Raw genomic sequence first — 26,047 nt, 5'->3', positions numbered from 1 at the left:
GCGCGAAAGATAAATCCTCCGGCTAAGGCCAGAACCCCGGCCTTGCCTCCTCCAGTCCGCCGCCGAGGCGGACCGGGGCGACCTTCCCGGCGAGGCCCTTGGCGTCCGTCTCGACCGCCAGCCCGCACAGGGTGGCCGGACCCGAGGCCGGCTCGAACCGCGAGGTCGCGATCTTGCGCAGGAAGCGGTTGAGCGGCTCGTCCTTGTTCATGCCGATGACCGAGTCGAAATCGCCGGTCATGCCGACGTCCGAAATGAAGGCCGTGCGCGCCGGCAGGATGCGGTGGTCGGCGGTCGGCACGTGGGTATGCGTGCCGACCACGAGGCTGGCGCGGCCGTCGCAGAAGCAGCCCATCGCCTGCTTCTCGCTGGTCGCCTCGCCGTGGAAGTCCACGACAATGGCGTCGGCGCCCTCCCCGAGCGGACAGGCCGCAAGCTCGCGATCGATCGCCGCGAAAGGGTCGTCGAGCGGATCCATGAAGATGCGCGCCATGGCGTTGATGACGAGCGCACGCGCGCCGTTCTTGGCCTCGATCATCGCCGCACCGCGGCCCGGAGTGCCGGCGGGATAATTCAGCGGGCGGATGAGCCGCGGCGCCCGTTCGATGAACACCAGCGCCTCGCGCTGGTCCCAGGAATGATTGCCGAGCGTCACCGCATCGGCGCCGGCGTCGATGAACTCGTTGTAGATCGCTTCGGTGATACCGAAACCGCCGGCGGCGTTCTCGCCGTTGACGACGACGAGGTCGAGCTTCCACTCGGTGATCAGGCCCGGCAGCCGCGACGAGAGCGCGGTGCGTCCGCTGCGTCCGACAATGTCGCCGATGAAAAGAATACGCATTCAATGTCCGCGAAGGTCGATTGGTCCAGTCTCCGTTAGCACGAGATCGAGCCGCTCGTCGCGGTCCGTGGCGGGAACTCTTGCAATTTCCTGCAGCGCGAAGGCCACGCCGACGGCGATCACCTTCTTCATGGTCCGCAAGCGGTGGATGGTCATGTCGTAGTAGCCGGCGCCGTAACCGATGCGCTGGCCGGCGCGGTCGAAGCAGGCGAGCGGCACGAGGAGCACGTCGGGAAACACCTCCGGCTGCTCCGGCTTCGGCTCGCGAATCCCCCATTGGCCGCGCGCGAATTCGTCGCCGAAGGCGTAGGCCCGCATGATGAGCGGCTTGCCGCGGCCGGCGATGGCCGGCAGCGCCAGTTTCGCGCCGGCACCGGCGAGCACCTTCATCAGCGGCAGCGGGTTGATCTCGCTCTTCAGCGGCATGAAGCCGGAGACGATCATGCCCGGCGCGATGGCGACCGGAAACGGCCGCGCCGCAATGGTTTCGCCGCCGCGCTGGCGCACATCCGCCGGCATGGCGTCGCGCTTGGCGAGCGTGGCGTTGCGGAGTTCGGATTTCTGCTCGGAGATGGTCGGCTCAGCCGTAGCCACAATGCACTCCGTCATGCCCGGCCTTGTGCCGGGCATCCGCGCTTGTCGGCGAGTCGGCAAGCAAGACGTGGATGGCCGGGACGAGCCCGGCCATGACGGACAGGCTGTGTCCCGAGAAGGGAAGTACGGAGCCGCGATGGCCGTCAGAGCGTGATCCCGGGAACCTACATAAGTAGGTGGGCGCCATATGACCGAACCCACGAGCTCGGCCAGGGACAGCTCCCGTCAGGATCGTAAGGCCCCGGGGAATGTGTCTCTGTCGCACCTCGCAGCCCCGCTTGGGCAATGTAAGCGCTCCCTGCCATTAACGCCACAGGGCACCGCGCGGCGGTTAACCCACCGGCACGGAGCCCGGCCCAACGGTCTCGTTGAGCTTGCGGGTGATGCCCTCGATGCGCTCGGCCGCCGAATGGAAGGCGCCGACCACCGCGTCCGAGGCGGCCTGGGCGCGCTCGGCGGAGACCTCGCGCGCCGCGCTGAGCTCCGCGATCTCTTCCTCGAACTTGCGCACCTTCTGCCGGTTTTCCGCCATTTCGTCGGCCAGCATCAGCGCCGCCATCACGGTCAGCCGCGTATCGCCAATCTCGCCGAACTTGCGGCGCAGGTCGATGATGCGGCTGTCGATGTCTTTCGCCAGCGCCAGCAGATGGTCTTCCTGCCCGTCCTCGCAGGCGAGGCGGTACTGACGCCCGGCGATTGTCGTGTTGACCTGGCCCATCTAGCCCTCCCCGTGCGCGGCCAGCACGGTCTGGATCGAGGTGATCGCAGTGTCGAGGCGTTGCGCGATCTCGTGGTTGGTCGCCTCAAGCCGGCGCGAGCGTGCCGTCTCGCCGTCGAGCGCGGCCGCCAGCCGGCTGCGGTCCGTTCCGAGATCCTGCAGCTGCTGCGCGAGCGCGTCTTCGTCGCGATCGTTGTCGCGCCGGCGCTCGACCGCGGCGTCGAGCGCGTCCAGCGCCAAGGCCAGCCGTTTCACTGCCGCGTCGATCGCGCTCTGCTCGGTCATCGCCCCGCGCCCCGGTTCCACAAAAAGCGTGAAGTCGCAGATGCTTAGGGCCGGAAGCTTACGTGTCACGAAACAGTCTCGTCAACGCCGGCGAGAAGATATGCCCCGCTGATTTCAGCGCGCTGTGCATGGCCGTTCTGCGGGGGCCCGCTCACATTGACTCACGGGCGTCACATGTTATCCACCGCTCGCAAAACAGGCCTTTTTCCATGAGCGCACAAGCCTTGCCGTCGGCCGCCGTGGCGCCCGCAGCCCGCCACGAAGGAGCCTCCGCCGTGTCCCATGAGCAGATGGCAAACGCCGTGCGCGCTTTGGCGATGGACGCCGTCGAGAAGGCGAATTCCGGCCATCCCGGCCTGCCGATGGGCGCCGCCGACGTCGCAACGGTGCTGTTCACGCAGTTTCTCAAATTCGATCCGAGCGACCCGAACTGGGCCGACCGCGACCGTTTCGTGCTGTCCGCCGGCCACGGCTCGATGCTGCTCTACGCGCTGCTCTACCTCACCGGCTATTCGTCGGTGAGCCTCGACGAGATCAAGCGCTTCCGCCAGCTCGGCTCGAAGACGCCGGGCCACCCGGAAAACTTCATCACGCCGGGCGTCGAGACCACCACCGGCCCGCTCGGCCAGGGGCTCGCCACCGCCGTCGGCATGGCCATCGCCGAGAAGCACATGGCGGCGGTGTTCGGCGACAAGGTCGTCGACCACAAGACCTACGTACTCGCCTCGGACGGCGACCTGATGGAAGGCATCAGCCAGGAAGCCATCGCGCTCGCCGGCCATCTGAAATTGAACAAATTGATCGTGCTGTTCGACGACAACGGCATTTCCATCGACGGCGCGCTGTCGCTTTCCGACTCCACCGATCAGGTGAAGCGCTTCGAGGCGTCCGGCTGGGCGGCGTGGCGCATCGACGGCCACGATCCGCAGGCCATCGCCGCCGCGCTGCAGAAGGCGCAGAAGTCGGACCGCCCGGTGATGATCGCCTGCAAGACGACGATCGGCTACGGCGCACCGACCAAGGCCGGCAAGTCGTCGTCGCACGGCTCGGCTTTGGGCGCCGACGAAATCAAGGGCGCGCGCGAGAAGCTCAACTGGCCGTATGCGCCGTTCGAGGTGCCCGCCGATATCCTCAGCGCCTGGCGCGAGGCCGGCGCGCGCGGCAAGCCCGCGCACGCTGAATGGACGAAGCGCCTCGGCACGCTCGATACGGCCAAGCGCGGCGAATTCGAGCGCCGCATGCGCGGCGAGATTTCTGACGCGGCGCTGACCAAGGCCGTGCGTGAGGTGAAGGAGAAGCTCGCCGCCGCGCCGAAGACCATCGCCACGCGTACCGCCTGCGAGTTCGCGCTCGAGAGCCTCATCCCGGCGCTGCCGGAGATGATCGGCGGCTCCGCCGATCTCACCGGCTCCAACAATACGCGCACGAAGTCGATGCAGGCGGTGACGCCGTCCGACTTCTCCGGCCGTTTTATCCATTACGGCATCCGCGAGCACGGCATGGCCGCCGCAATGAACGGCATGGCGCTGCACGGCGGCATCATCCCGTACTCCGGCACGTTCCTCGTCTTCTCCGACTATTCGCGGCCGGCGATCCGCCTCGCCGCGCTGATGGGCGAGCGCGTGATCCACATTCTCACCCACGACTCGATCGGTCTCGGCGAGGACGGCCCGACGCATCAGCCGGTCGAGCATCTCGCCGCGCTGCGCTCCATCCCGAACCTCATGGTGTTCCGTCCCTGCGATGCGGTCGAGACCGCCGAGTGCTGGGAGCTGGCGCTGCGGGCCAAGGATCGTCCGAGCGCAATGGCGCTGACCCGCCAAAACCTGCCACAGCTGCGCAACCGGCTCGACGCCGGCAACATCTGCGCCCAGGGCGCCTACGAGATCGCCGGGCCGGACGGCCGCGCCGAGGTCTCGATCTTCGCCACCGGCTCGGAAGTCTCCATCGCGGTCGAAGCGGCGCAGAAGCTCGCCGAGAAAGGCGTCGCCGCCCGTGTCGTCTCGGTGCCGTGCTTCGAGTTGTTCTTCGAGCAGCCGGAGGACGTCCGCCGCGCCGTCATCGGCGACGCGCGCGTGAAGATCGGCGTCGAGGCCGCCGTTCGCATGGGCTGGGACGCGATCATCGGCGCCGATGGCATCTTCGTCGGCATGCATTCCTTCGGTGCCAGCGCGCCGTACAAGGAACTCTATAAACACTTTGGCATTACAGCGGAGGCGATCGCCGACGCGGCAATGAAGAAGCTCAGTTAACCGTCATGCCCGGGCTTGTCCCGGGCATCCTCGTCTTTAGCTAAGGAGACGGGGAGCTAGATCGAACGACCCGGGAGCGACCCACATGACTGTACGCGTTGCCATTAACGGTTTCGGCCGCATCGGCCGCAACATCCTGCGCGCCATCGCCGAAAGCGGCCGCAAGGACATCGAAGTCGTCGGCATCAACGATCTCGGCCCGGTCGAGACCAATGCGCACCTGCTGCGCTACGACAGCGTGCACGGCCGCTTCCCCGGCACGGTCACGGTCAAGGGCGACACGATTTCGGTCGGCAACGGCGCCATCAAGGTGACGGCCGAGAAGGACCCGACCAAGCTGCCGTGGAAGGATCTCGGCGTCGACATTGCGATGGAGTGCACCGGCATCTTCACCGCCAAGGACAAGGCCTCGATGCACCTGACCGCCGGCGCCAAGCGCGTGCTGGTCTCGGCTCCCGCCGACGGCGCCGACCTGACGGTGGTTTACGGCGTCAACCACGACAAGCTGACCAAGGATCACAAGGTCGTCTCGAACGCCTCGTGCACGACCAACTGCCTCGCGCCGGTCGCCAAGGTGCTCAACGATGCCGTCGGCATCGACAAGGGCTTCATGACGACGATCCACTCGTACACCGGCGACCAGCCGACGCTCGACACCTATCACAAGGATCTCTACCGCGCCCGCGCCGCGGCGCTGAACATGATCCCGACCTCGACCGGTGCCGCCAAGGCCGTCGGCCTCGTGCTGCCGGAGCTCAACGGCAAGCTCGACGGCGTGTCGATCCGCGTGCCGACGCCGAACGTCTCGGTCATCGATTTCAAGTTCGTGGCCAAGAAGGGCACGAGCAAGGACGAGATCAACGGCGCCATCAAGCGCGCCGCCGAGCAGCAGTTGAAGGGCATCCTCGCCTTCACCAACGATCCCAACGTGTCGCTCGACTTCAACCACGACCCGCACTCCTCGATCTTCCACATGGATCAGACCAAGGTGATGGACGGCACATTCGTGCGCGTGATGAGCTGGTACGACAACGAATGGGGCTTCTCCAACCGCATGGCCGACACGGCCGTGGCGATGGGCAAGCTGATCTGAGCCGGCTTGTCCCGGGCGCAGCGCAGCACGAAGTGATGCGCTGCAGACCCGGGACCGCCATAACCCGGAACGGTCCCGGATCAGCGGCGCGCCGCTAACGCGCTGCGCCGCGTCCGGGACACGAGACATCCCGCATGGCCAACTTCCGCACCCTCGACCACGTCGACGTGAAGGGCAAACGTGTCCTGGTCCGCGTCGATCTCAACGTCCCCATCGACAACGGCGTCGTCGCCGATGCCACCCGCATCGAGCGCGTCGCCCCTGCCCTGACCGAACTCGCCGACAAGGGCGCCAAGGTGATCCTGCTGTCGCATTTCGGCCGGCCAAAGGGGCGCGACACCAAGAATTCGCTCAAGCCGGTCGCCGCGGAAGTCGCGCGCGTGATCAAGCGGCCGGTGAAGTTCGCCGACGACTGCGTCGGCGCGGCTGCCGAAGACGCCGTCGCCGCCATGAAGCAGGGCGACATCCTCTGCCTCGAGAACACGCGCTTCCATGCCGGCGAGGAGAAGAACGACAAGGCCTTCGTCGCCGCGCTCGCCAGGCTCGGTGACATCTGGGTCAACGACGCCTTCTCGGCCGCGCACCGCGCGCACGCCTCGACCGAAGGCCTCGGCCACGTGCTGCCGGCCTATGCCGGGCGCTCGATGCAGGCCGAACTCGACGCGCTGGGCAAGGCGCTCGAGCATCCGCAGCGGCCAGTGGCGGCGATCGTCGGCGGCGCCAAGATATCGACCAAGCTCGACCTGCTCGGCAACCTGTTGTCCCAGGTTGATGCGCTGATCATCGGCGGCGCCATGGCCAACACGTTCTTGCTTGCGCTCGGCAAGTCGGTTGGGAAAAGCCTTGCCGAGCATGATCTCCTGAAAACCGCGCAGAACATCCTCGCCAAGGCGAAGGCCGCCAAGAAAGAGATCGTGCTGCCGATCGACGCCGTGGTCGCCGAGAAGTTCGAGGCCAATGCGCCGTCGCGCACCGTGTCGGTCGATGCCGTCGGCCCGAACGAGATGATCCTCGACATCGGTCCGAAGTCGATCGAGCAGGTCGTCTCCGTGCTCGCCCGCTGCAAGACCCTGGTCTGGAACGGCCCGTTCGGCGCCTTCGAGATGGAGCCGTTCGATACCGGCACCGTTGAGGTCGCCGAAGCGGCGGCGGAACTGACCAAGGCCGGAAAGCTTGTCACGGTTGCAGGCGGCGGCGACACCGTGGCCGCGCTCAATGCGGCGGGGGCCGCCGACCGTTTCACCTACGTCTCGACCGCCGGCGGCGCCTTCCTCGAATGGCTCGAAGGCAAGGCCTTGCCCGGCGTGGAAGTGCTCAGGCTAAAATAGTCACGAACGCATCCCGGGGGGCGATACGCGGGGTGTAGATGGAGGGAAACATGAATCTCGACGCACTGAACAAAGTGGCGCGCGCCATGGTCGCACCCGGCAAGGGCATCCTCGCCGCCGACGAATCCTCGGGCACCATCAAGAAGCGCTTCGACGCCATCGGCGTGGAATCGACGGAGGACAGCCGCCGCGACTACCGCGAGATGATGTTCCGCACCGCCGAGGCGATGAAGAACCATATCTCCGGCGTCATCCTCTACGACGAGACCATCTGGCAGAAGGCCAAGGACGGCACGCCGCTCGTGAAGATCATCGAGCAGATGGGCTCGATCCCCGGCATCAAGGTCGACGAAGGCACCAAGCCGCTGCCGAATTGCTCCGGCGAATTGATCACCATCGGTCTCGACAAGCTCGCCGACCGTCTCACCAAGTACTATGAGCAGGGCGCGCGCTTCGCCAAATGGCGCGCGGTCATCGACATCGGCAACGGCATCCCGAGCTACAGCGCGATCCACGCCAATGCGCACGCGCTCGCCCGCTACGCGGCGCTCTGCCAGGCGGCGCAGATCGTGCCGATCGTCGAGCCGGAAGTGTTGATGGACGGCGATCACGACATCGACCGCTGCTACGCGGTCACCGAGCTCGTGCTCAAGGAGACCTTCCAGGAGCTTTATTACGCCAAGGTCGCGCTCGAGGGCATGGTGCTCAAGCCGAACATGGCGATCGCGGGCAAGAAGAGCGCGAAGAAGGCGTCCGTGCAGGAGGTCGCCGAGAAGACCGTCAAGCTGCTCAAGAACTGCGTGCCGGGCGCCGTGCCGGGCATCGCATTCCTGTCCGGCGGCCAGTCGGACGAGGAAGCGACCGCGCATCTCGACGCCATGAACAAGATCGGTGGCCTGCCGTGGCCGCTCACCTTCTCCTACGGCCGGGCGCTGCAGGCGGCGCCGCAGAAGGCGTGGTTGGGCAAGGCAGAGAACGTCGCCGCCGGCCAGCGCGCGTTCGCGCATCGCGCCAAGATGAACAGCCTCGCCGCACTTGGGCAGTGGAAGTCCGAGCTGGAAAAGAAGGCGGCGTAATTGCCTGTCGTCACCGGGCTTGTCCCGGTGACAAGCCCGGCCATGACAGATCAGAAACGACAAAGGCCGCGCCCAAGGCGCGGCCTTTTCACATTGTGCCTATGGCGATGGTTTCACGATCGCGAATTTCGCATTGCGAACGCAGACGCTCAGTCGCAATCGGTCTTGCGCACCGTCTTCGAGCCGGCGAGATCGTCGTGGTGCACCGTCTTCGTCGTGCAGCCGTCGCCGTTGGTCTCGATCTTCTTGGTGGTCTTCTCGGTGCCGAGCAGGCCGCCACGCTCCTTGACGGTCACGGTGGCCGCCGGGCGCTCCTTCTCGATCACCACCGGGTCGTCGCGGTGCTCTATCACGGTGGTTTGAGCGCTCGCCGCCAGCGAAGTGAAGGCAGATGCCGCCAGAATCAGCCCGAGGACATTGAGTTTCATGGTCGCCTCCTCTAATGGAACTCAGGACTGAAAACGCGTTCCCCACCTCTCCTGTTCCTTCGGTTCCACTCCCAAGTGCAAGGACCACCCAACGTGATCGATCTCTACACCTGGACCACGCCGAACGGCCGCAAGGCATCCATCATGCTCGAGGAAATCGGATTGCCCTACACGGTGCATCCGATCGACATCTCCAAGGACGAGCAGTTCGCGCCTGATTTTCTCAAAATCTCGCCGAACAACCGCATCCCCGCGATCGTCGATCGCGACAACGGCCTGTCGCTGATGGAGTCGGGCGCGATCCTGATCTATCTCGCCGACAAGACCGGCAAGCTGCTGCCGAAGTCCGGCCACGGCCGTTACAAGGTCATCGAGTGGCTGATGTGGCAGATGGGCGGCCCTGGCCCGATGCTCGGGCAGGTCCACCACTTCGTGAAATACAACAAGGGCAAGGCGCCCTATGCCGAGGAGCGCTACCTGAAGGAAGCGCACCGGCTCTACAAGGTGCTCAACACCCAGCTCGAAGGACGCGACTTCGTCGCCGACGAATACTCCATCGCCGACATCGCGCTGTGGCCATGGATCTCGCGCTTCGAGTGGCAGACGATCGATATGAAACAGTACCCGAACGTGAAGCGGTGGTACGAGACCATCGCGGCGCGCCCGGCCGTGCAGCGCGGCTACAAGGTGCCGAAGGACATGGGCCCGATCCCGATGCCGTAAGGCGGCGGCAAAGGCAAGTTCACGTCATCGCCGGGGCCGCTGCCCCGGCGATTTCGTTTGGGCGGCGCCTTGGACGCAGCACCGGCGGCGGACTAACCTCGCAATAACGATTCGCCGGCGATACCGGCGCCGTCCGCGTTGCGTTCGCCCTTCACCATTCACCGCATCGCCCGATGGCCCAGCCGCAACCGACCCCGCAGCGCGATTTCAACGACCTCCTGCGCCGCGCCGCCGGGCATCACCAGCGCGGCGAACTGACGCCGGCGGAAAGCCTCTATCGCAAGGTGCTGGCCGAGCGGCCGGACAGCTTCGATGCCCTGCATCTCTACGGCGTCCTGATGCACCAGCGCGGTCAGTCCGTGGAGGCGCTAAAGCTCATTGGCCAAGCGCTCAAGGCCAACTCCGGCGCGGCGTCCGCTCATTCCAACTACGCGATCGTGCTTGCCGTGCTGGCACGGCACGAGGAAGCGCTCGCGGCCTCCGAGCGTGCCATCGCGCTGACGGAGGAATTCCCCGAGGCGCACAACAGCCGCGGCAACGCGCTGCGCGCGCTCAAGCGGCCGGAGGAAGCGCTCGCGAGCTACGCGCGCGCCCTGGCGTTGCGGCCCGCCTATCCCGAAGCGCTGAACAACCGCGGCAATGCGCTCGTGGAGTTGCGCCGCTTCCAGGAGGCGTTGGCGAGTTACGATGCCGCGCTTGCGCTCAAGCTCGATTACGCCGACGCGCTGGCCAATCGCGGCCAGTGCCTGGTGGCGCTCGAACGCAAGGACGAGGCGCTGGCGAGCTTCGACGCCGCGCTCAGGATCCAGCCGCGCCATCCGGTGGCGCTGAAGGAGCGCGGCCACCGCCTGCGCGCCCTCGGGCGGCTGGCCGAGGCACTCGAGTATTACGATCGCGTGTTGATGCTGACGCCGAACGATCACGAGACGCACGCCAATCGCGGCCTCGTGCTGCGCGACCTCAAGCGCTTCGACGACGCCTTCGCCGCCTACGACCGCGCGCTCGCGGTCAAGCCCGACTTCACCGATGCCGTCGTCGCGCGCGGCAACGTTTTCTACCAGATGGGCCGTCATGCCGACGCGCTCGCCGAATACGAACGCGCGTTGGCGATGGAGCCGGACTTCGCCTACGGCTTCAATAATCGCGGCAATGCGCTGCACGCGCTCGGCCGCCACGACGAGGCGCTGCAGAGCTTCGAGCGTGCACTGACGCTCAAGCCCGATTACGGCGAGGCCTACAACAACCGCGGCAACGCGCTGATCGAGCTCAACCGCCACGCCGAGGCGTTGACCGACTATGATGCGGCGATCGCGCGCAAGCCTTTCGCCTCGGCCTTGGTCAACCGCGGCAGCGCGCTGCGCTACCTCGGCCGCGCCGACGCGGCGATGGCGAGCTTCGACCATGCCATCGCGCTCGAGCCGCAGATGCCGGAGGCGCACTGGAACAAGGCGCTGTTGCAGCTCGCGCTCGGCGATTATGCGAACGGCTTTGCCGGCTACGAATGGCGCTGGCGCGGCGCCACCGAGCTGACGTCGCGCGGCTTCGTTCAGCCGCAGTGGGCGGGGGAGGAGATCGTCGGCAAAACGATTTTCCTGCACGCCGAGCAGGGCTATGGCGACAGCATCCAGATGCTTCGTTATCTGCCGCTGGTCAAAGCGCGCGGCGCGCGCGTGGTGCTCGAGCTGCCCGACAGCCTGATGCCGCTGCTCGGGCCGCATGGCGAGGGCGTCGTCGTGCTCAACCGCGGCACGCCGCTGCCGGCTTTCGATCTGCATTGCCCGCTGATGAGTCTGCCGCTCGCTTTCGGCACCACGATCGACAGCGTGCCGGCCGAGGTGCCCTACCTGTTCGCACCGGAGCGCGCTCCCGTGCGCGCGCGGCTGCCGCGCGAAGGCCTGCGTGTCGGGCTGGCATGGTCCGGCAAGCCGAGCCACAAGAACGACCACAACCGCAGCATCGCACTTCAGTCGCTTGCCGCGCTCGTCTCGCTGCCGGGCACGTCCTTCGTCAGCCTGCAGCGCGAGTACCGCGAGGCCGACCTGCCGGTACTGGCCGGCCTGCCGATCGCCCGCCTCGACGACGTCATCCGCGACTTCGCCGACACGGCGGCCGCCATCGACCGGCTCGACCTCGTCATCGCCGTCGATACCGCCGTTGCCCACCTCGCCGGCAGCCTCGGCAAGCCGTTGTGGCTGCTGATGTCGCACATCCAGGACTGGCGCTGGCTGTGCGAGCGCGAGGACAGCCCCTGGTATCCGACCGCGCGGCTGTTCCGGCAGGGGTCGGACGGCACGTGGGACCCGGTCATCGCGCGCGTGACGGAAGCGCTTGCGGCCCTCGCCAAGGCCCGCTAGGCCGCTTCAACCGGCCACAGGCGCCGGTCAATTTTCCGCCTGATTGCGCTAACATCCGGGAACCATGGCCTCTCGACCGAAGCAAGCGGAGCCGCGCCCGCAACCCCGCCTCTATCTGGTGACGCCCGAGATCACCGACGCGGCTGCCTTCGCCGCGCCGCTCGCGGCAGCGCTGGCGGCCGGCGACGTCGCCGCCGTGCTGATGCGGCTCGCGCCCGGCGACGAGCGCAGCCTGACCAACCGTATCAAGGAGCTGGCGCCGCTCGTGCAGAAGCATGAGGCCGCCCTGCTCCTCGACGGCCATCCCGAACTCGTGGCCCGCGGCGGCGCAGATGGCGCGCACCTTGCCGACATCGAGGCTTTCGAAGTGGCCATCGACACACTCAAGCCTGAGCGCATTGCCGGCTGCGGCGGACTGGCGACGCGGCATGACGCGATGGTCGCCGCCGAGCGCGGCGCCGACTACGTCATGTTCGGCGATCCCGACCGGCACGGTGAGCGCCTGGCTTTCGAGGTGATCGAGGAACGCGTCGGCTGGTGGGCCGAGGTGTTCGAGGCGCCCTGCGTCGCCTATGCGGGCTCGCTCGACGAGGTCGCGCCGCTGGTGAAGGCCGGCGCCGACTTCATCGCCCTCGGCGACTGGATGTGGCGCGATCCGGCCGCCACCGTCGCCGCGGCCGGCCGCGACCTGTCGCTGCCGGAGAGCGTGACATGAACGGCGGCGCGCGCGCGGCGCTGACCGCCGTCTGCCTTGTGGCGCTGGCCAGCCCTGCGCTGGCGCAAGCGGCAAAGACAGCATCGCCCGCGCCGCCGGCGTCCGCACCCGCTGCCGGGTCGGCAGCCAATATCGATCTTGCCTACGGCGCCTACGAGCGCGGATTCTATCTGACCGCGTTCAACCTCGCGACGCAGCGGGCGGCGCAGAACGATGCCGCGGCGATGACGCTTCTCGGCGAACTCTATGCGCAGGGGCTCGGCGTCGGCCACGACGACAAGAAGGCCGCCGACTGGTACAGACTGGGCGCCGAGCACGGCGATCCCAACGCCATGTTCAGCCTGGCCATGTTCAACATGGCCGGTCGCGGCGGGCTGAACGACCATACGACAGCCGTGAAGCTGCTCGAGCAGGCGGCCAAGCTCGGCCACATCCTCGCCGCCTACGATCTCGGCCTGCTCTACCTGCAGGGCCGCGACGTCGTTCAGGATTTCGGCCATGCCGCCAAGCTGTTCGAGCAGGCGGCCAACGCCGGCAGTCCGGAAGCGCAGTACGCGCTGGCCACCATGTACAAGGAAGGCCGCGGCGTGCCCAAGGACCTGCACAAGGCGGCCGTGCTGCTCGCGCGCTCCTCGATCGGCGGCGACCTCGACGCCATGGTCGAGTTCGCCATCGCGCAGTTCAACGGCGATGGCACGACCAAAAGCGAAAGCGCCGCCGCGCAGCTTTTCCTGCGCGCCGCCGAACGGGGCAGCCCGATCGCTCAGGACCGCCTCGCCCGCATCCTCATGGCCGGGCGCGGCATGCCGGCCGACCCGGCCGGGGCCATCAAGTGGCATATCGTCGCCAAGGCGGCCGGCGCCAACGACGCCGATCTCGACGTTTTCGCCGCCAAACAGCCGCAGGCGGTGCAGGACGCCGGCGAGAAGGCCGCGCGCACGTGGATGTCGACCTTGAAGCAGCCGCGGTCTTGACGCCGCGCCCGCGCGCGGGCAGACCGCAGGCGCCATGGCCCATTCCGCACTGCTCAACGTGATGATCGCCGCCGCCCGCAAGGCGGGGCGCGCGCTAAGGCGCGATTTCGGCGAAGTCGAGAAGCTGCAGGTCTCGCTCAAGGGACCGGCCAACTTCGTTACCGCCGCCGACCGTCGCGCCGAGGAGACGCTTTACGCCGAGCTGTCGAAGGCCCGCCCCGGCTATAGCTTCCTCGGCGAGGAAGGCGGCGCCCGCGAAGGCGCCGACAAAACCCATACCTGGATCGTCGATCCGCTCGACGGCACCACCAACTTCCTGCACGGCATCCCGCAGTTCTGCATCTCCATTGGCCTCGAGCGCGAAGGCACCATAGTCGCCGGCGTCATCTACAATCCGGCCAATGAGGAACTGTTCATGGCCGAGCGCGGCAAGGGCGCCTTCCTCAACGACCAGCGGATGCGCGTCGCCGCGCGCAAGCGTCTCGCCGACGCGGTCATCGCCTGCGGCCTTCCGCACCTCGGACGGCCTCATATTGAGCGCGGCCACAGAGAGACTGCCGCGGTGCAGGAGAAGGTGGCGGGACTGCGCCGCTTCGGCGCCGCCGCACTCGACCTCGCCTGGGTCGCGGCCGGCCGCCTCGACGGCTACTGGGAGCGCGACATCAAGCCGTGGGACATGGCCGCGGGCGTGCTGATGGTGCGCGAGGCCGGCGGCTTCGTCTCCGATGTGGACGGCGCGGACGAGATGATGGCCAAGGGCGACATCGTCGCCGGCAACGAGGCCATGCACAAGGAACTGCTGCGGGTCCTCAAAAACGCCTGAGAAGGGCGGAAAACCCCCGGCTACCGACGCATTTTCAACTCAATCGGTCGCTTTATCCTTGCGGTGCCGCGCCGGGCGCTGTTTCCTTGTCGCACGTCTGTGCCATATTGATTTGCCCGTCCGCGCGAGCCTTCGTTGCCCATGGCCAAAAAAGACATCGATCCGCTCAAGCTTTCGTCCCCGCGCATCTTTTTGTTCCGGATGCTGGTGTTCGTCGTCCTCGGCGGACTGGTGGCCTTCCTGCTGCACAAGCAAATCCAGGTCGCCTACATGGCCAATCCGGGCCTGAACACGCTCATCCTCGCTGTCCTTGCCATCGGCGTCGTGCTCGCGTTCCGCCAGGTGATCCGCCTCTATCCCGAGATCTCCTGGGTCAACAATTTCCGTCTCGCCGACCCGGGATTGGCCGTCGAGCGCCCGCCGGTGCTGCTCGCCCCGATGGCGGCGATCCTCGGCAGCCGTATCGGCCGCATGGCCATTTCAGCGCAAATGATGCGCGGTATCCTCGATTCGATCGCCACCCGCCTCGACGAGGCGCGCGACATCGGCCGCTACATGACCGGCCTAATGGTCTTCCTCGGCCTGCTCGGCACGTTCTGGGGCTTGATCGAGACGATGACCTCGATCGTCGGCGTCATCAGCGGGCTGAAAGGCGGCGGCGACGCGAGCTCGATGTTCGAATCGTTGCGCGAGGGCCTCGCCGCACCGCTGTCGGGCATGGGCATTTCGTTCTCGTCCTCGCTGTTCGGCCTCGCCGGCTCGCTGGTGCTCGGCTTCCTCGACCTGCAGTCGAGCCAGGCGCAGAACCGCTTCTACACCGAGCTGGAAGACTGGCTCTCGACCACCGTCTACGACCACGCCGTCGAGCCCGGCGCCAGCGTCGCGGTCACCGGCGAGATGAGCTCGGCCATCGAGCGGCTGCGCGCGGCGATCGATCAGACCGGCAGCGGCAAGGCCGCCTCCACGGCGATGGTCAATCTCGCCGAGGCGATCCAGGGCTTGGTGCACCACATGCGCAACGAGCAACAGATGATCCGCGACTGGGTCGACGGTCAGGCCGAGCAGCAGCGCGAGATCAAGCGGCTTCTCGAGATCATGGTGCGCGAGAGCGTGAACCGCTAGGCCCACTCCGCTCGTCCCCGCGAAAGCGGGGACCCAGCGCTGGATGCCCGCTTTCGCGGGCATGAGCGGAGAACGGGAGAGTTCGAAAGAGTAAGTTCAAATGCCCCTCGCACGACGCCGCGGCGAAAGCGGCATGAATTACTGGCCGGGCTTCGTCGACGCGCTGTCGACGCTAATCCTCGGCATCATCTTCCTGCTCACCGTCTTCGTCGTGGTGCAGTTCTATCTGCAGCAGGAAGTCGCAGGCAAGGACACCGCGCTCACCAAGCTGAACGCGCAGATCGCGGAACTGACGAGCCTCCTGTCGCTGGAGAAGGCGGGCAAGTCCGACATCGAGAACCAGCTCGCCGCTTTGCGCGCCACGCTGAGCGCGACCCAGAGCGAGCGCGACAAGCTGAAAGCCGCGGCCGACGCCTCCGGCGCCAATGCCGCCTCGGCGCAAGGCCAGGTGACGCAGCTCTCCACCGCGCTCGAAGGCGAGAAGAAGATCTCCGCCGGAGCGCTGGCGCAGGTCGAGGCGCTCAACCAGCAGATTTCCGCGCTGCGTCGCCAGCTCGCCGCCATCGAGCAGGCGCTCGACGCCTCGGAACAGAAGAACAAGGAATCGCAGGGCCGCATCACCGACCTCGGCCAGCGGCTCAATCTGGCGCTGGCGCAGAAGGTGCAGGAGCTAACCAAGTACCGCTCCGACTTCTTCGGCAAGCTGCGTGAGATCCTCGGTAACCGACCGGACGTCCGCATCGTCGGCGACCGCTTTGTGCTGCAGTCCGAGCTGTTCTTTGACAGCAGCAAGGCCGATCTCAAGCCGGCGGCCACCGCCGAGCTCGACAAGATGGCGACGGCTTTGATCGGCCTCGAGCAGCAGATCCCGAAGGACATCCCCTGGGTGCTGCGCGTCGACGGCCATACCGACGTGCGGCCGATCACCGGCGGCCCGTTCAAGTCCAACTGGGATCTGTCGGTGGCGCGCGCGGTCGCCGTGGTAAAGTATCTCATCGCCAAAGGCGTCAATCCGCAGCGGCTGGTTGCCGCGGGCTTCGGCGAATTCCAGCCGATCGACACCGGCACGACCGACGAGGCCTATCGCAAGAACCGCCGCATCGAATTCAAGCTGACGGAACGCTGATCATCGATGGCGGTCTATGTCGACGAGGCGATCTGGGCAAAGCACGGGCGCAAATGGTGCCACCTGCTGGCCGATAACATCGACGAGTTGCACCGCTTCGCGCGCCAGCTCGGCTTGCATCGCTCGTCCTACCAAGGGCCGCCGAAGACGGCGTCGCCGCATTACGACCTCACCTCCTATGAGCGCCGGCGGGCCATCGCCTATGGCGCGCGCAACTGCGATCGTACCGCCGTGGTCACGATCGCGCGCAAGCTGCGCCGCCAGGCGGCGCTGAGCGCGTGATGAACGCCGCCATCCTCCGCCCCTATACGCCGGCCGACGAGGATGCGGCGATCGAGCTGTGGCGGCGCACCTGGGCGCAGCACTATCCGCACATCGACTTCAACGCGCGCGCGGCCTGGTGGCGCGAGCGCTGGCGCCAGGAGCTGATCCCGGTCGCGCATGTCGTGCTGGCGGAGATTGACGGCAAGCTTGCCGGCTTCGTCACCGTCGACGACAAGACGATGTATCTCGATCAGATCGTGGTGGCGCCCGAATTCTGGGGTTCGGACGTTGCCCGCGCGCTGGTCGATGAAGCCAAACGCCTGTCGCCGCGCGGGCTCGACCTCCTCGTCAACAAGGACAATGCCCGCGCCATCCGCTTCTACGAGAAGCACGGCTTCTCTTACGCCGGCGAGGACAAGAACCCGGTGTCTGGCATCGCCGTGAACCGGATGGCCTGGCGGCCATAACAACCGCTACCGCGCCGCGGCCAAACTCTCCGCCATCTTGGCGTCGAAGGATTTGGAATCGACCTTCAGGTAGGCGAGCTTCTCCTCGGCGATCACCACCGCCTCGGCGACCCCGGGCACCTGGCGCAGCCGCGCGGCGAGCGTGACGGCATCGGCGCCCTCACCGATCGCGACGAGCCGCGTCGTCAGGTAGCTCGGCTGCTTCATGGTCGCGGCCGCAAGCAGCCAGGCGAGCGCGATCGCCGCGGTCAGTGCGAACACCGCGGCCGTGCCGCCGTGCTGGTTCGCCCAGCCGCCGATGACGCCGCCGGCGAAGATGCCGAGGAACTGCAGGCTCGAATAAAGCCCCATCGCCGTGCCCTTGGCGTCGGGCGGCGCGGTCTTGGTGATGAGCGACGGCAGGCTCGCTTCCATGACGTTGAAGCCGGAGAAAAACACCGTGAGCGCCGCCAGAAGCACGTAGAGATTGCCGGCGCCGAGATAGAGCATGATCTGACTGACGACGAGCGTGGCGACGGCGGCGACGAACACGCCCTTCATCCGTCGATATTTCTCGGCGACGATGATCGCCGGCACCATGACGACGACCGAGACCAGCAGCACCGGCAGATAGACCATCCAGTCGTTGTGGTTCGACAGGCCGAGCGTGCCGCGCAACAGCGCGGGCACCACCAGGAAGCTGGCGGTCAGCATCGCGTGCAGCGCGAAGATGCCGAAGTTGAGCCGCAGCAGTTCGGCGTTGCGCAGCACGGAGCCGATCATTGCCGGCACCGGCTCGGCGTCGCGATGCACGCGCACGACGCGCGGCCGCGGCACCATGAATTCGGTGATGGCGATGCCGACCAGCGCCAGCCCCACCATGAGCCAGAAGATGCCGGGAACGCCGATCAGCGCCGCGAGGATCGGGCCCGCCACCAGCGCCACCATGAACGAGGCGCCTATGGTGATACCGACCATCGCCAGCGCCTTGGTGCGGTTCTCCTCGGTGGTGAGATCGGCGACCAGCGCCAGGATCACCGAGCCGACGGCGCCGGCGCCCTGCAGCGCGCGGCCGAAAATGACGCCGCCGATCGACGTCGACAGCGCGGCGACGGCACTGCCGCCGGCGAACAGCAGAAGGCCGATGACGATCATCACCTTGCGTCCGACCCGGTCGGACAAGAGGCCGAAGGGGATCTGCAGCAGGCCCTGCGTGAGGCCGTAGATGCCCAGCGCCTCCCCGACCAGATAGGGGCTCGCACCGGTCAGCCCGTGGGCGTAGGCGGCGAACACCGGATAGATCATGAACAGGCCGAGCAGCCTGACGGAGAAGACCGCCGCCAGCGAGGCGGCCGCGCGAAATTCCTGACGATTCATGGCAATTATTCCAGCCCGGACGGCCGCCGGCCTGGTTTCGACGCCTTCCCTTGAAGTGTGCCCCCGGGCGTCACCCTTAAGCCGGACAATGCCCCGCCGCTTTGCGCCGGGTCAATCGCGGCACCTTGCCCGTGTGCTCCGCCTCCTGTATAGACCCGCGAAATTCAGCCCAATTGAGGCGTCCTCAGGCGCCACCGGAACCCGCGACTGGACGCGAAAGAGCGATGAAAACCGATATTCACCCCGACTATCACACCATCAAGGTCGTCATGACCGATGGCACCGAGTTCACCACCCGCACCACCTGGGGCAAGGAAGGCGATGTCCTCAATCTCGACATCGACCCGAAGTCGCACCCGGCCTGGACCGGCGGCCAGCAGCAGATCCTGGACCGCGGCGGCCGCGTGTCGCGGTTCCAGAAGAAGTTCTCGGGCTTCCTCGACAAGGCCGGCAAGAAGTAAGCCGCCCGCCCGGCCCGATACGAAAAAAGCCCCGGCTCGCCGGGGCTTTTCCTTTTTGGCGCTGCGCCGCTGCCGCTACGCCTGCTCCGCCTCGAAGGCCGCCTTGAGCAGCCCGAGTTGGTGCTCGACCGGATTGATCGACGGCGCCGTCATCTCGGTCAGCGTGTTGTGGATAGTCGCATCGAGCCGGCGCACCTGGTTCTGCAACGTCACCGAGCGCTCGATGAGCGTGCGCAGCGGCTCCGGCAGCAGGCCCATGTTGTTGGCATCGTGCGTGTCGGTCGCCGACAGGCGCACCTTGTTCTTTTCCTTGTTGGCCTGGGCGAGCGACATCTCGCCCTCCTTCACCGCGCGGTGCAGGAGCAGCCACGACGCGAGCTGCATCAGCCGCGTGGTCAGGCGCATGCTTTCGGTGGCGTAAGCGAGCGCGGCGGCGCGGGCGAGCTTCTTGGATTCCTGCCGTCCCGGCCCGTCCAGATACGTCGCGGTCTCCTCGACCAGCGCCATGCCGCTGCGGAACAATTCGGCAAAGGCCTGCGAATTGGCGAACTTCTCGCCGAAGGACACCGGCTGGTTGTCGCTGATCAGGGACTTTTCGGACATGACGCTACGCCTCACTGACGCTCGGGGCTCAGAGCTTGCCCCTTAACGAATGAGTAAGCATGGCGCGCTTGCGCGTGCTCGTCCAGACGGAGCGCCCGCAAACCTTACGGGATGGTTGCTGCCGTCGCCGAAAGACGGCCTTATCCCCGAACTTGCCCCAAAACGGCACAAAAAAGGAGCCGCCGTTGCCGGCGGCTCAAAGTGATAACAGGGAGGCGTCAAAACAGAGTGGACAGGAGCCACTCGATGTCCACGAAGATGGACGCCGGTAGTAATGATCCCGAAAGCTTAATTACCGCTTAAAATTTGAGGCAATGGCTTTTTAAATTCGAGCGGCTTCCGGCCCTCAGCGCTTGAAGAACTGGTCGGCTGCGGCGCGGGTCGCGCGCTTTTTGACCATATCGGCCTCGAGCCTCGCGATTTCCTCCTTCAGCAGCGTCACGCGCGCGTCGAGCTCCTCGACCGACAGAAGCGCCAGGTCCTGCCCGATATCGTGCGTCACCTTCTTCTTCGGCCTGTCGTCGTCGTCGATCGCCGGCATTGCGAACCCTCCACGGACGCGGCAAATCTACTGGCCGTTCTGCGGGTTGTCACACCGGCGAGGCGCGCCTAAACAGGGCGTCCAGCCCGCCGACGAGGTTCCCGATGAGCACACTCCCGACCCAGATGACCGCCATCGGCATCAGGACGCCCGGCGGCCCCGAAGTGCTGGTTCCGGAGGAACGCCCGGTGCCGAAACCGGGGGAAGGCGAGATTCTGATCCGCGTGCGGGCCGCCGGCGTCAATCGGCCGGACGTGATGCAGCGCAAAGGCCTGTATCCGCCGCCGCCCGGCGCGTCCGACATTCCCGGCCTCGAGGTCAGCGGCGAGATCGCCGCCCTCGGCCCCGCGATCAAGCGGTGGAAGGAAGGCGACCGCGTCATGGCGCTGGTCTCCGGCGGCGGCTATGCCGAATACTGCCTCGCCGTCGCCACCCACACGCTGGCGGTGAGCACGCTGCCCTTCATCGACGCCGCCGCCGTCCCCGAGACGACCTTCACGGTCTGGCACAACGTATTCGAACGCGGCGGACTGAAGGAAGACGAGACGCTGCTCGTGCACGGCGGCTCGTCGGGCATCGGCACCACCGCGATCCAACTCGCCAAACAGTTCGGCGCCAAGGTGTTCGTCACCGCCGGCTCCGAAGACAAGTGCGAGGCCTGCCGCAAGCTCGGGGCCGATCTCGCCATCAATTACAAGACCGAGGACTTCGTGGCGGTTTGCAAGGCCGCCACCGACGGCAAGGGTGTCGATGTGATCCTCGACATGGTCGGCGGCGATTACATCGGCCGCAATTACGAAGCGGCCGCCGTCGAGGGCCGCATCGTGCAGATCGCCTTCCAGGGCTCGGCCAAGGCGGAAGTCAACTTCATGCGGCTGATGCTCAAGCGGCTGCACCACACCGGCTCGACGCTGCGCTCGCGCTCCAATGCCGACAAGGGCGCCATCGCGCGCACGGTCGAGGATCGCGTGCTGCCGCTCCTGGCCGCCGGCAAGGTCAAGCCGGTCATCTACAAGACGTTCCCGCTGCGCGAGGCCGCGGCCGCGCACGCGCTGATGGAATCGAGCGCCCATATCGGCAAGATCGTCCTGACGGTCTGATGTGGGCGGCACCCCCTGACCGCGGAAATCAGGCGACGGCGGGCCGCGAAATCGGCACAATGTCGGACGAAAAGCGAGCAAGGTGGGGCTTGTTGACTGACTTCAACCGACGGCGGTGCCTGACAGGCAGACCGACCAACGCCGCGGCCGGGGGATTTCGATTGTTTCGAAGCTGGTTCGGGAAGGTCGCTGCCGGCCTGATTGCGCTCGCCGCCATAACGGTCGCGACGCCGCCCGCGCACGCCGTCGAGGCGGTCAATGTCCGCCAGGACACCCCCGCCATCGACCTCACCGCCGCCACCGAGCTGCAACACACCGAGACCGACCGCATTCAGGTCTCGACCGCACCCGGACCCGACGGCATCGTCCGCCGCATCGAGGTGCACGCCCGCGAGCACAACACCAACTGGGCTGTCTTCGCGCTCACCAATAATGGGGATGAGCAGATCGACCGGCTGATCGTCGTGCCGCACTACCGCATGGTCGGCTCGGGGCTGATCTGGCCCGATCTCGGTCTCTCCCGCGTCGCCTCGATCACGCCCTCGACCGGCGACCGTCCGCTGCGGCAGGCCAGCAGCACCGCCGACATCTTCCGCGTCACGCTCGACCCGGGCACGGTCATCACCTTCGTCGCCGAATTGCGCACCGACAAGCTGCCGCAGATCTATCTGTGGGAGCCGGACGCCTACAAGGACAAGGTCAACTCCTTCACGCTCTACTACGGCATCGTCATCGGCATCGCCGGCCTGCTCGCGCTGTTCCTCACCATCCTGTTCGTGGTGAAGGGCTCGATGATGTTTCCCGCCGCGGCCGCGCTCGGCTGGGCGGTGCTGATCTACATCGGCATCGACTTCGGCTTCTGGGGCAAGGTGTTCGACATGACCGCCGGCGCCGAGCGCATCTGGCGCGCCTGCGGCGAGGCGATCCTGTCGGCGACTTTGGTGGTCTTCCTGTTCGCCTACCTGAACCTGTCGCGCTGGCACGTGCGCTACATGCACATCACCGTCGCCTGGCTCGCCGCGCTCGCCGCGCTGATCGGCGTCGCGGTGTTCGATCCGGCGGTGGCCTCCGGCATCGCGCGACTGTCGCTGGCCTGCATCGCCGTGCTCGGCCTGGCGCTGGTAATCTACCTGTCGACCCACGGCTACGACCGCGCAGTGCTGCTCATACCAACCTGGCTGTTACTGGTGGTGTGGACATTCGCCGCCGGCCTCTGCGTCACCGGCATCATCACCAACGACATCATCGGCCCGGCGCTGCTGGGCGGCCTCGTGCTCATCGTCATGCTGATCGGCTTCACAGTCATGCAGCACGCTTTCGCCGGCGGCATCACGCACGGCATCGTCTCGGACGTCGAGCGGCGCGCGCTCGCGCTGACCGGCGCCGGCGACCTGATCTGGGACTGGGACGTCTCCGCCGACAAGGTCTACACCAGCCCCGAGACGGAGCATCTGCTCGGCCTCAAGCGCGGCACGCTGGAAGGCGCCGCCGCCGCCTGGCTTGACGTGCTGCATCCGCTCGACCGCGACCGCTTCCGCGCCGCGCTGGACAGCGCCGTCGAACAGCGCCGCGGCCGGCTGCATCAGGACTTCCGCCTGCGCGCCGCCGACGGCCATTATGCTTGGTTGTCGCTGAAGGCGCGGCCGGTCGTCGGCTCCGACGGCGAAGTGGTGCGTCTCGTCGGCACGCTCACCGACGTCACCGACTTCAAGAATGCGGAAGAGCGGCTGCTGTTCGACGCGGTGCACGACAATCTCACCGGCCTGCCGAACCGCGAACTGTTCATCGACCGCATGGAGTCGACCTTCGCCTTCGTCAAGTCGGACGCGACTTTGAAGCCGGCGGTGGTCGTCATCGACATCGACCGCTTCAAGCAGGTCAACGATTCCGTCGGCATGGCGGTCGGCGATTCCATCCTGCTCACCATCGCGCGGCGGCTATCGCGGCTCTTGAAGCCGCAGGATACCTTGGCGCGGCTCTCCGGCGACCAGTTCGCGCTCATCCTGATGTCGGAACGCGAGCCGACCCGCGTCGTCGGCTTCGCCGAGACCATGCGCCGCGCGCTGCGCGCGCCGATCGCCTTCAACGACCGCGAGATATTCCTCACCGCATCGATCGGGCTGGCAATGCCGGACACCCAGGCGGCGCGGCCGGAAGAGGTGCTCAAGGACGCCGAGCTGGCGATGTATCACGCCAAGCGCATCGGCGGTGACCGCATCGAGATCTTCAAGGCGGCGATGCGCTCGCGCAAGACCGACCGCCTCACCATCGAGTCCGAACTACGCCGCGCCATCGAGCGCGAAGAGATCAAGGTGCTGTACCAGCCGATCGTCCGGCTGGAGGATCGCGCCATTGCCGGCTTCGAGGCGCTGGCGCGCTGGGACCACCCCAAGCTCGGCCGCCTGTCGCCGGTCGAATTCATCTCGATCGCCGAGGAGATCGGGCTCATCGTCGATCTCGGCCTGTTCGTGCTCGATCGTACCGCGCGCCAGCTCGCAAGCTGGCAGGCGGCCAATCGCTCGCATGAGCCGCTGTTCGCCAGCGTCAACGTCTCGTCGCGCCAGTTGCTGCGCCACGACCTCATCCAGGATCTGCGCGGCGTGCTCGGCCGCACCGCACTGGCGCGCGGCTCGCTCAAGCTGGAGATCACCGAATCGCTGGTGATGGAGAATCCTGAGCACGCGGCGCAGATGCTCGCGCGCATCAAGGAGCTCGGCGCCGGTCTGTCGCTCGACGACTTCGGCACCGGCCATTCTTCGCTCGCCTATCTGCAGCGCTTCCCGTTCGATACCATCAAGATCGACCAGTCGTTCGTGCGCACCACCGCGCGCGGCACGCGTCCGGTGATCCTGCGGTCGATCATCGCGCTGGCGCACGATCTCGGCATGGACGTCGTGGCGGAAGGCGCGGAGACGGATTCCGACGCGGTCGAGCTCTATCACCTCGGCTGCGAATACGCGCAGGGCTACGCCTTCGGCGAGCCGATGACGGCGGAGGCCGCGACCGACCTCATGGCCGACAAACCGCCGCCGCGGCTCAGCCCCCTCAAGATTGCATCGGAATAAGGCGCGCGCCGGCCGACGTGGACGACCGCCTCAGGCGTGGCCGGCTTCGCTCGACAGCATGCCGAGATCGATGCCGAGCTTGCGCAACGCGTGCTCGTATTTGTGCTCGATGTCCTTGCCGAAGATCAGGTCCTGATCGGCGGCGCAATGCAGCCAGCCGTTCTGCTGGATCTCCTGCTCGAGCTGACCCGGCGCCCAGCCGGCATAGCCGAGCGCGAGGATCGCGTCGTGCGGCCCGGTGCCGCGGGCAATCGCCTTGAGGATGTCGAGCGTCGCGGTCAGGCAGATGCCGTCGTCGATCGGCAGCGTCGAGTTCTCGATGAAGAAATCGGCCGAGTGCAGCACGAAGCCGCGTCCGGTCTCGACCGGGCCGCCCTTGAGCACGCGCACGTCCGCCGCCGTCGTGGGCAACTGGATGCGCTCGGCCGCCGGGATGACCTCGAGCTGCACCAACAGATCGGGAAATCTAATATTCTGGGCGGCCTGGTTGACGACGATGCCCATCGCGCCTTCGGACGAGTGCGCACAGACATAGATGACCGTCCGCGCGAAGCGCTCGTCGGCCATCGCGGGCATCGCAATCAACATCTGGCCGTCGAGAAAGCCTCGGCTGGATGCGACATCGGCGGATTTAGCAGAGATTTTCATGCGTGAAATGTTACCCGATCGACCCCTCTTTGCAAACGACGCGTCCGCTGAAAAGTTCAACCGCACGCCCGATTTTGCGCGCACCACAATCCGCAAAGGTCATAATTGCGGCGAAATGGTCGCGTCGTCCTCACCCGCACCTCACGACGATTTTAGTGGCTTCGCATGGGGTTAAGCGTTACCAGCCGGACATGAGCGCATTCTTTCGCCACCTTGGTCTCGTCGCGGCCGCCGCCGGCGCCGTCACATTCGCTGCCGCGCGCATTGCGCAGGCCGAGGACGCCTCCGCCTGGAGCAACGACAGCCGCTCCTCCATCCGTCTCATTGCCGGCAGTAGCGCCGACGATGCCGCACTGCTGCATGCCGGCATCGAGATGAAGCTGCTGCCGGGCTGGCACACCTATTGGCGCTATCCGGGCGACTCCGGCGTGCCGCCGCGCTTCGATTTTTCCGGCTCCGACAATCTCAAGAGCGCGAAGGTGCTGTTTCCCGCGCCACAGGTGCACACCGACGAAGCGGGCTCGACGATTGGATACGAAGGCAGCGTCGTGTTTCCGGTCGACGTGACGCCGAAGGATCCGGGCAAGCCGGTCACGTTGAAGCTGAAGGCCGACTACGCGGTTTGCGACAAGCTTTGTGTGCCGGCCGAAGGCAGCGCCGCGCTCACGGTTGCGCCGGGCGCCAGCAAGGAAGATGCCGCCGTGAAGGCCGCCAAGGCGCGCGTGCCGAAGCATGTATCCGATGCCGCGGCCGGACTGACCGCCAAGCGCGTGACCGGCGGCGCCAAGCCGCTGGTGATGGTCGACCTGCCGGCGCCGGCCAACGCGCCGGTCTCGGTATTCGTTGAAGGCCCGACCGCGGACTGGGCCTTGCCCATTCCGAAGCCGGCGCAAGGCGCACCGGCCGGCCACCGTCATTTCAGCTTCGAGCTCGATGGGCTGCCGCCGGGCGTCGACCCGAACAAGGGCCCGTTCGACCTGACCTTCACCGTGGTCGAAGGCCAGCAGGCCTACGAAGTCACGACCCGCCTCGACTAAATGCGCCCGGAAGCGTAAGTACCCGCTCCGGAGAAACGCACGTAGCCATATTG

The 26,047-nt window shown here is 66.7% G+C and carries 26 protein-coding genes and 1 other RNA gene; 17 read left to right on the top strand and 10 right to left on the bottom strand.

Annotated features, from left to right (window positions below; all coding sequences use genetic code 11):
- Nucleotides 1–22 precede the first annotated feature (22 nt).
- From VGV41_RS21665 to VGV41_RS21645, 5 genes are all read right to left on the bottom strand, one after another.
- A complete protein-coding gene (locus VGV41_RS21665) occupies nt 23–841 on the bottom strand; it encodes a TIGR00282 family metallophosphoesterase (RefSeq protein ID WP_326866251.1) in 819 nt (272 codons plus the stop codon).
- Nucleotides 842–1,435, bottom strand: coding sequence for a 5-formyltetrahydrofolate cyclo-ligase (locus VGV41_RS21660; protein ID WP_326866250.1), 594 nt, complete (start codon nt 1,433–1,435; stop codon nt 842–844).
- Between the two features lie 124 nt (nt 1,436–1,559).
- A non-coding RNA gene (gene ssrS / locus VGV41_RS21655) (6S RNA) lies at nt 1,560–1,713 on the bottom strand.
- Between the two features lie 53 nt (nt 1,714–1,766).
- Entirely contained in the window at nt 1,767–2,153 is a 387-nt protein-coding gene (locus tag VGV41_RS21650) for a cell division protein ZapA (protein WP_326866249.1), read from the bottom strand.
- Nucleotides 2,154–2,438: a DUF4164 family protein gene (locus VGV41_RS21645; protein ID WP_326866248.1), complete on the bottom strand. Its 285-nt coding sequence runs from the start codon at nt 2,436–2,438 to the stop codon at nt 2,154–2,156.
- Nucleotides 2,439–2,728: 290 nt separating this feature from the next.
- Here VGV41_RS21645 and tkt point away from each other — a divergent pair, with 290 nt between their 5' ends.
- The 4 genes from tkt (at nt 2,729) to VGV41_RS21625 (ending at nt 8,187) form a co-directional block, all read left to right on the top strand.
- Nucleotides 2,729–4,690, top strand: a complete 1,962-nt coding sequence (tkt, locus tag VGV41_RS21640) for a transketolase (RefSeq protein ID WP_326866508.1) — start codon at nt 2,729–2,731, stop codon at nt 4,688–4,690.
- Nucleotides 4,691–4,775: 85 nt separating this feature from the next.
- Nucleotides 4,776–5,783, top strand: a complete 1,008-nt coding sequence (gene gap, locus VGV41_RS21635) for a type I glyceraldehyde-3-phosphate dehydrogenase (protein WP_326866247.1) — start codon at nt 4,776–4,778, stop codon at nt 5,781–5,783.
- 134 nt (nt 5,784–5,917) lie between these two features.
- Nucleotides 5,918–7,111, top strand: a complete 1,194-nt coding sequence (locus VGV41_RS21630; protein WP_326866246.1) for a phosphoglycerate kinase — start codon at nt 5,918–5,920, stop codon at nt 7,109–7,111.
- Nucleotides 7,112–7,161: 50 nt separating this feature from the next.
- Nucleotides 7,162–8,187, top strand: coding sequence for a class I fructose-bisphosphate aldolase (locus VGV41_RS21625; RefSeq protein ID WP_326866245.1), 1,026 nt, complete (start codon nt 7,162–7,164; stop codon nt 8,185–8,187).
- 149 nt (nt 8,188–8,336) lie between these two features.
- Here VGV41_RS21625 and VGV41_RS21620 read toward each other — a convergent pair whose 3' ends face one another.
- Complete coding sequence (locus VGV41_RS21620; protein ID WP_326866244.1) at nt 8,337–8,615, bottom strand: hypothetical protein; 279 nt, start codon at nt 8,613–8,615, stop codon at nt 8,337–8,339.
- A gap of 93 nt (nt 8,616–8,708) precedes the next feature.
- Here VGV41_RS21620 and VGV41_RS21615 point away from each other — a divergent pair, with 93 nt between their 5' ends.
- The 9 genes from VGV41_RS21615 (at nt 8,709) to VGV41_RS21575 (ending at nt 17,183) form a co-directional block, all read left to right on the top strand.
- A complete protein-coding gene (locus VGV41_RS21615) occupies nt 8,709–9,338 on the top strand; it encodes a glutathione S-transferase family protein (RefSeq protein ID WP_326866242.1) in 630 nt (209 codons plus the stop codon).
- 173 nt (nt 9,339–9,511) lie between these two features.
- Nucleotides 9,512–11,692: a tetratricopeptide repeat protein gene (locus VGV41_RS21610; protein ID WP_326866241.1), complete on the top strand. Its 2,181-nt coding sequence runs from the start codon at nt 9,512–9,514 to the stop codon at nt 11,690–11,692.
- A gap of 64 nt (nt 11,693–11,756) precedes the next feature.
- Nucleotides 11,757–12,407 (top strand): thiamine phosphate synthase, encoded by a 651-nt coding sequence (locus VGV41_RS21605; RefSeq protein WP_326866240.1) that lies wholly within the window; start codon nt 11,757–11,759, stop codon nt 12,405–12,407.
- The gene (locus VGV41_RS21600; RefSeq protein WP_326866239.1) at nt 12,404–13,381 is read left to right on the top strand and encodes a tetratricopeptide repeat protein; all 978 of its coding nucleotides are present in this window, start codon (nt 12,404–12,406) and stop codon (nt 13,379–13,381) included. The genes VGV41_RS21605 and VGV41_RS21600 overlap by 4 nt, the downstream gene beginning before the upstream one ends.
- A 34-nt stretch (nt 13,382–13,415) precedes the next feature.
- Nucleotides 13,416–14,204, top strand: coding sequence for an inositol monophosphatase family protein (locus VGV41_RS21595; RefSeq protein ID WP_326866238.1), 789 nt, complete (start codon nt 13,416–13,418; stop codon nt 14,202–14,204).
- A 141-nt stretch (nt 14,205–14,345) separates the two neighbouring features.
- Nucleotides 14,346–15,326, top strand: coding sequence for a flagellar motor protein MotA (locus VGV41_RS21590; RefSeq protein ID WP_326866237.1), 981 nt, complete (start codon nt 14,346–14,348; stop codon nt 15,324–15,326).
- 100 nt (nt 15,327–15,426) lie between these two features.
- Nucleotides 15,427–16,452, top strand: coding sequence for a peptidoglycan -binding protein (locus VGV41_RS21585; protein WP_326866236.1), 1,026 nt, complete (start codon nt 15,427–15,429; stop codon nt 16,450–16,452).
- 6 nt (nt 16,453–16,458) lie between these two features.
- A complete protein-coding gene (locus tag VGV41_RS21580) occupies nt 16,459–16,734 on the top strand; it encodes a DUF4031 domain-containing protein (RefSeq protein WP_326866235.1) in 276 nt (91 codons plus the stop codon).
- Complete coding sequence (locus VGV41_RS21575) at nt 16,734–17,183, top strand: GNAT family N-acetyltransferase (protein ID WP_326866234.1); 450 nt, start codon at nt 16,734–16,736, stop codon at nt 17,181–17,183. Before VGV41_RS21580 ends, VGV41_RS21575 begins: the two co-directional genes overlap by 1 nt.
- A gap of 6 nt (nt 17,184–17,189) precedes the next feature.
- Here the strand turns inward: VGV41_RS21575 and VGV41_RS21570 are convergent, their stop codons facing one another.
- Nucleotides 17,190–18,539 carry an MFS transporter gene (locus VGV41_RS21570; RefSeq protein ID WP_326866232.1) on the bottom strand — a complete coding sequence of 450 codons (1,350 nt, stop codon included), beginning with the start codon at nt 18,537–18,539 and terminating at the stop codon, nt 17,190–17,192.
- Nucleotides 18,540–18,763: 224 nt separating this feature from the next.
- Here VGV41_RS21570 and rpmE point away from each other — a divergent pair, with 224 nt between their 5' ends.
- A complete protein-coding gene (rpmE, locus tag VGV41_RS21565; RefSeq protein WP_326866231.1) occupies nt 18,764–19,000 on the top strand; it encodes a 50S ribosomal protein L31 in 237 nt (78 codons plus the stop codon).
- 75 nt (nt 19,001–19,075) lie between these two features.
- Here the strand turns inward: rpmE and VGV41_RS21560 are convergent, their stop codons facing one another.
- Nucleotides 19,076–19,603 (bottom strand): DUF1465 family protein, encoded by a 528-nt coding sequence (locus tag VGV41_RS21560; protein WP_326866230.1) that lies wholly within the window; start codon nt 19,601–19,603, stop codon nt 19,076–19,078.
- 346 nt (nt 19,604–19,949) lie between these two features.
- The gene (locus VGV41_RS21555) at nt 19,950–20,144 is read right to left on the bottom strand and encodes a DUF1192 domain-containing protein (RefSeq protein ID WP_326866229.1); all 195 of its coding nucleotides are present in this window, start codon (nt 20,142–20,144) and stop codon (nt 19,950–19,952) included.
- A gap of 104 nt (nt 20,145–20,248) precedes the next feature.
- Here VGV41_RS21555 and VGV41_RS21550 point away from each other — a divergent pair, with 104 nt between their 5' ends.
- Both VGV41_RS21550 and VGV41_RS21545 read left to right on the top strand, forming a co-directional pair.
- The gene (locus VGV41_RS21550; RefSeq protein ID WP_326866228.1) at nt 20,249–21,244 is read left to right on the top strand and encodes an NAD(P)H-quinone oxidoreductase; all 996 of its coding nucleotides are present in this window, start codon (nt 20,249–20,251) and stop codon (nt 21,242–21,244) included.
- Between the two features lie 197 nt (nt 21,245–21,441).
- On the top strand, nt 21,442–24,309 hold the full coding sequence (locus VGV41_RS21545; protein WP_326866507.1) for an EAL domain-containing protein: 2,868 nt from the start codon (nt 21,442–21,444) through the stop codon (nt 24,307–24,309).
- A 30-nt stretch (nt 24,310–24,339) separates the two neighbouring features.
- Here VGV41_RS21545 and VGV41_RS21540 read toward each other — a convergent pair whose 3' ends face one another.
- The gene (locus VGV41_RS21540; RefSeq protein ID WP_326866227.1) at nt 24,340–24,957 is read right to left on the bottom strand and encodes a YqgE/AlgH family protein; all 618 of its coding nucleotides are present in this window, start codon (nt 24,955–24,957) and stop codon (nt 24,340–24,342) included.
- 191 nt (nt 24,958–25,148) lie between these two features.
- Here VGV41_RS21540 and VGV41_RS21535 point away from each other — a divergent pair, with 191 nt between their 5' ends.
- Nucleotides 25,149–25,994 carry a protein-disulfide reductase DsbD domain-containing protein gene (locus VGV41_RS21535; protein WP_326866225.1) on the top strand — a complete coding sequence of 282 codons (846 nt, stop codon included), beginning with the start codon at nt 25,149–25,151 and terminating at the stop codon, nt 25,992–25,994.
- Nucleotides 25,995–26,047 lie beyond the last annotated feature (53 nt).

The organism is Pseudolabrys sp., assembly GCF_035943735.1.
Lineage (GTDB): Bacteria > Pseudomonadota > Alphaproteobacteria > Rhizobiales > Xanthobacteraceae > Pseudolabrys.
The sequence above is the reverse complement of the archived record's forward strand: the minus strand, read 5'-3'. Positions and strand labels throughout refer to the sequence as shown.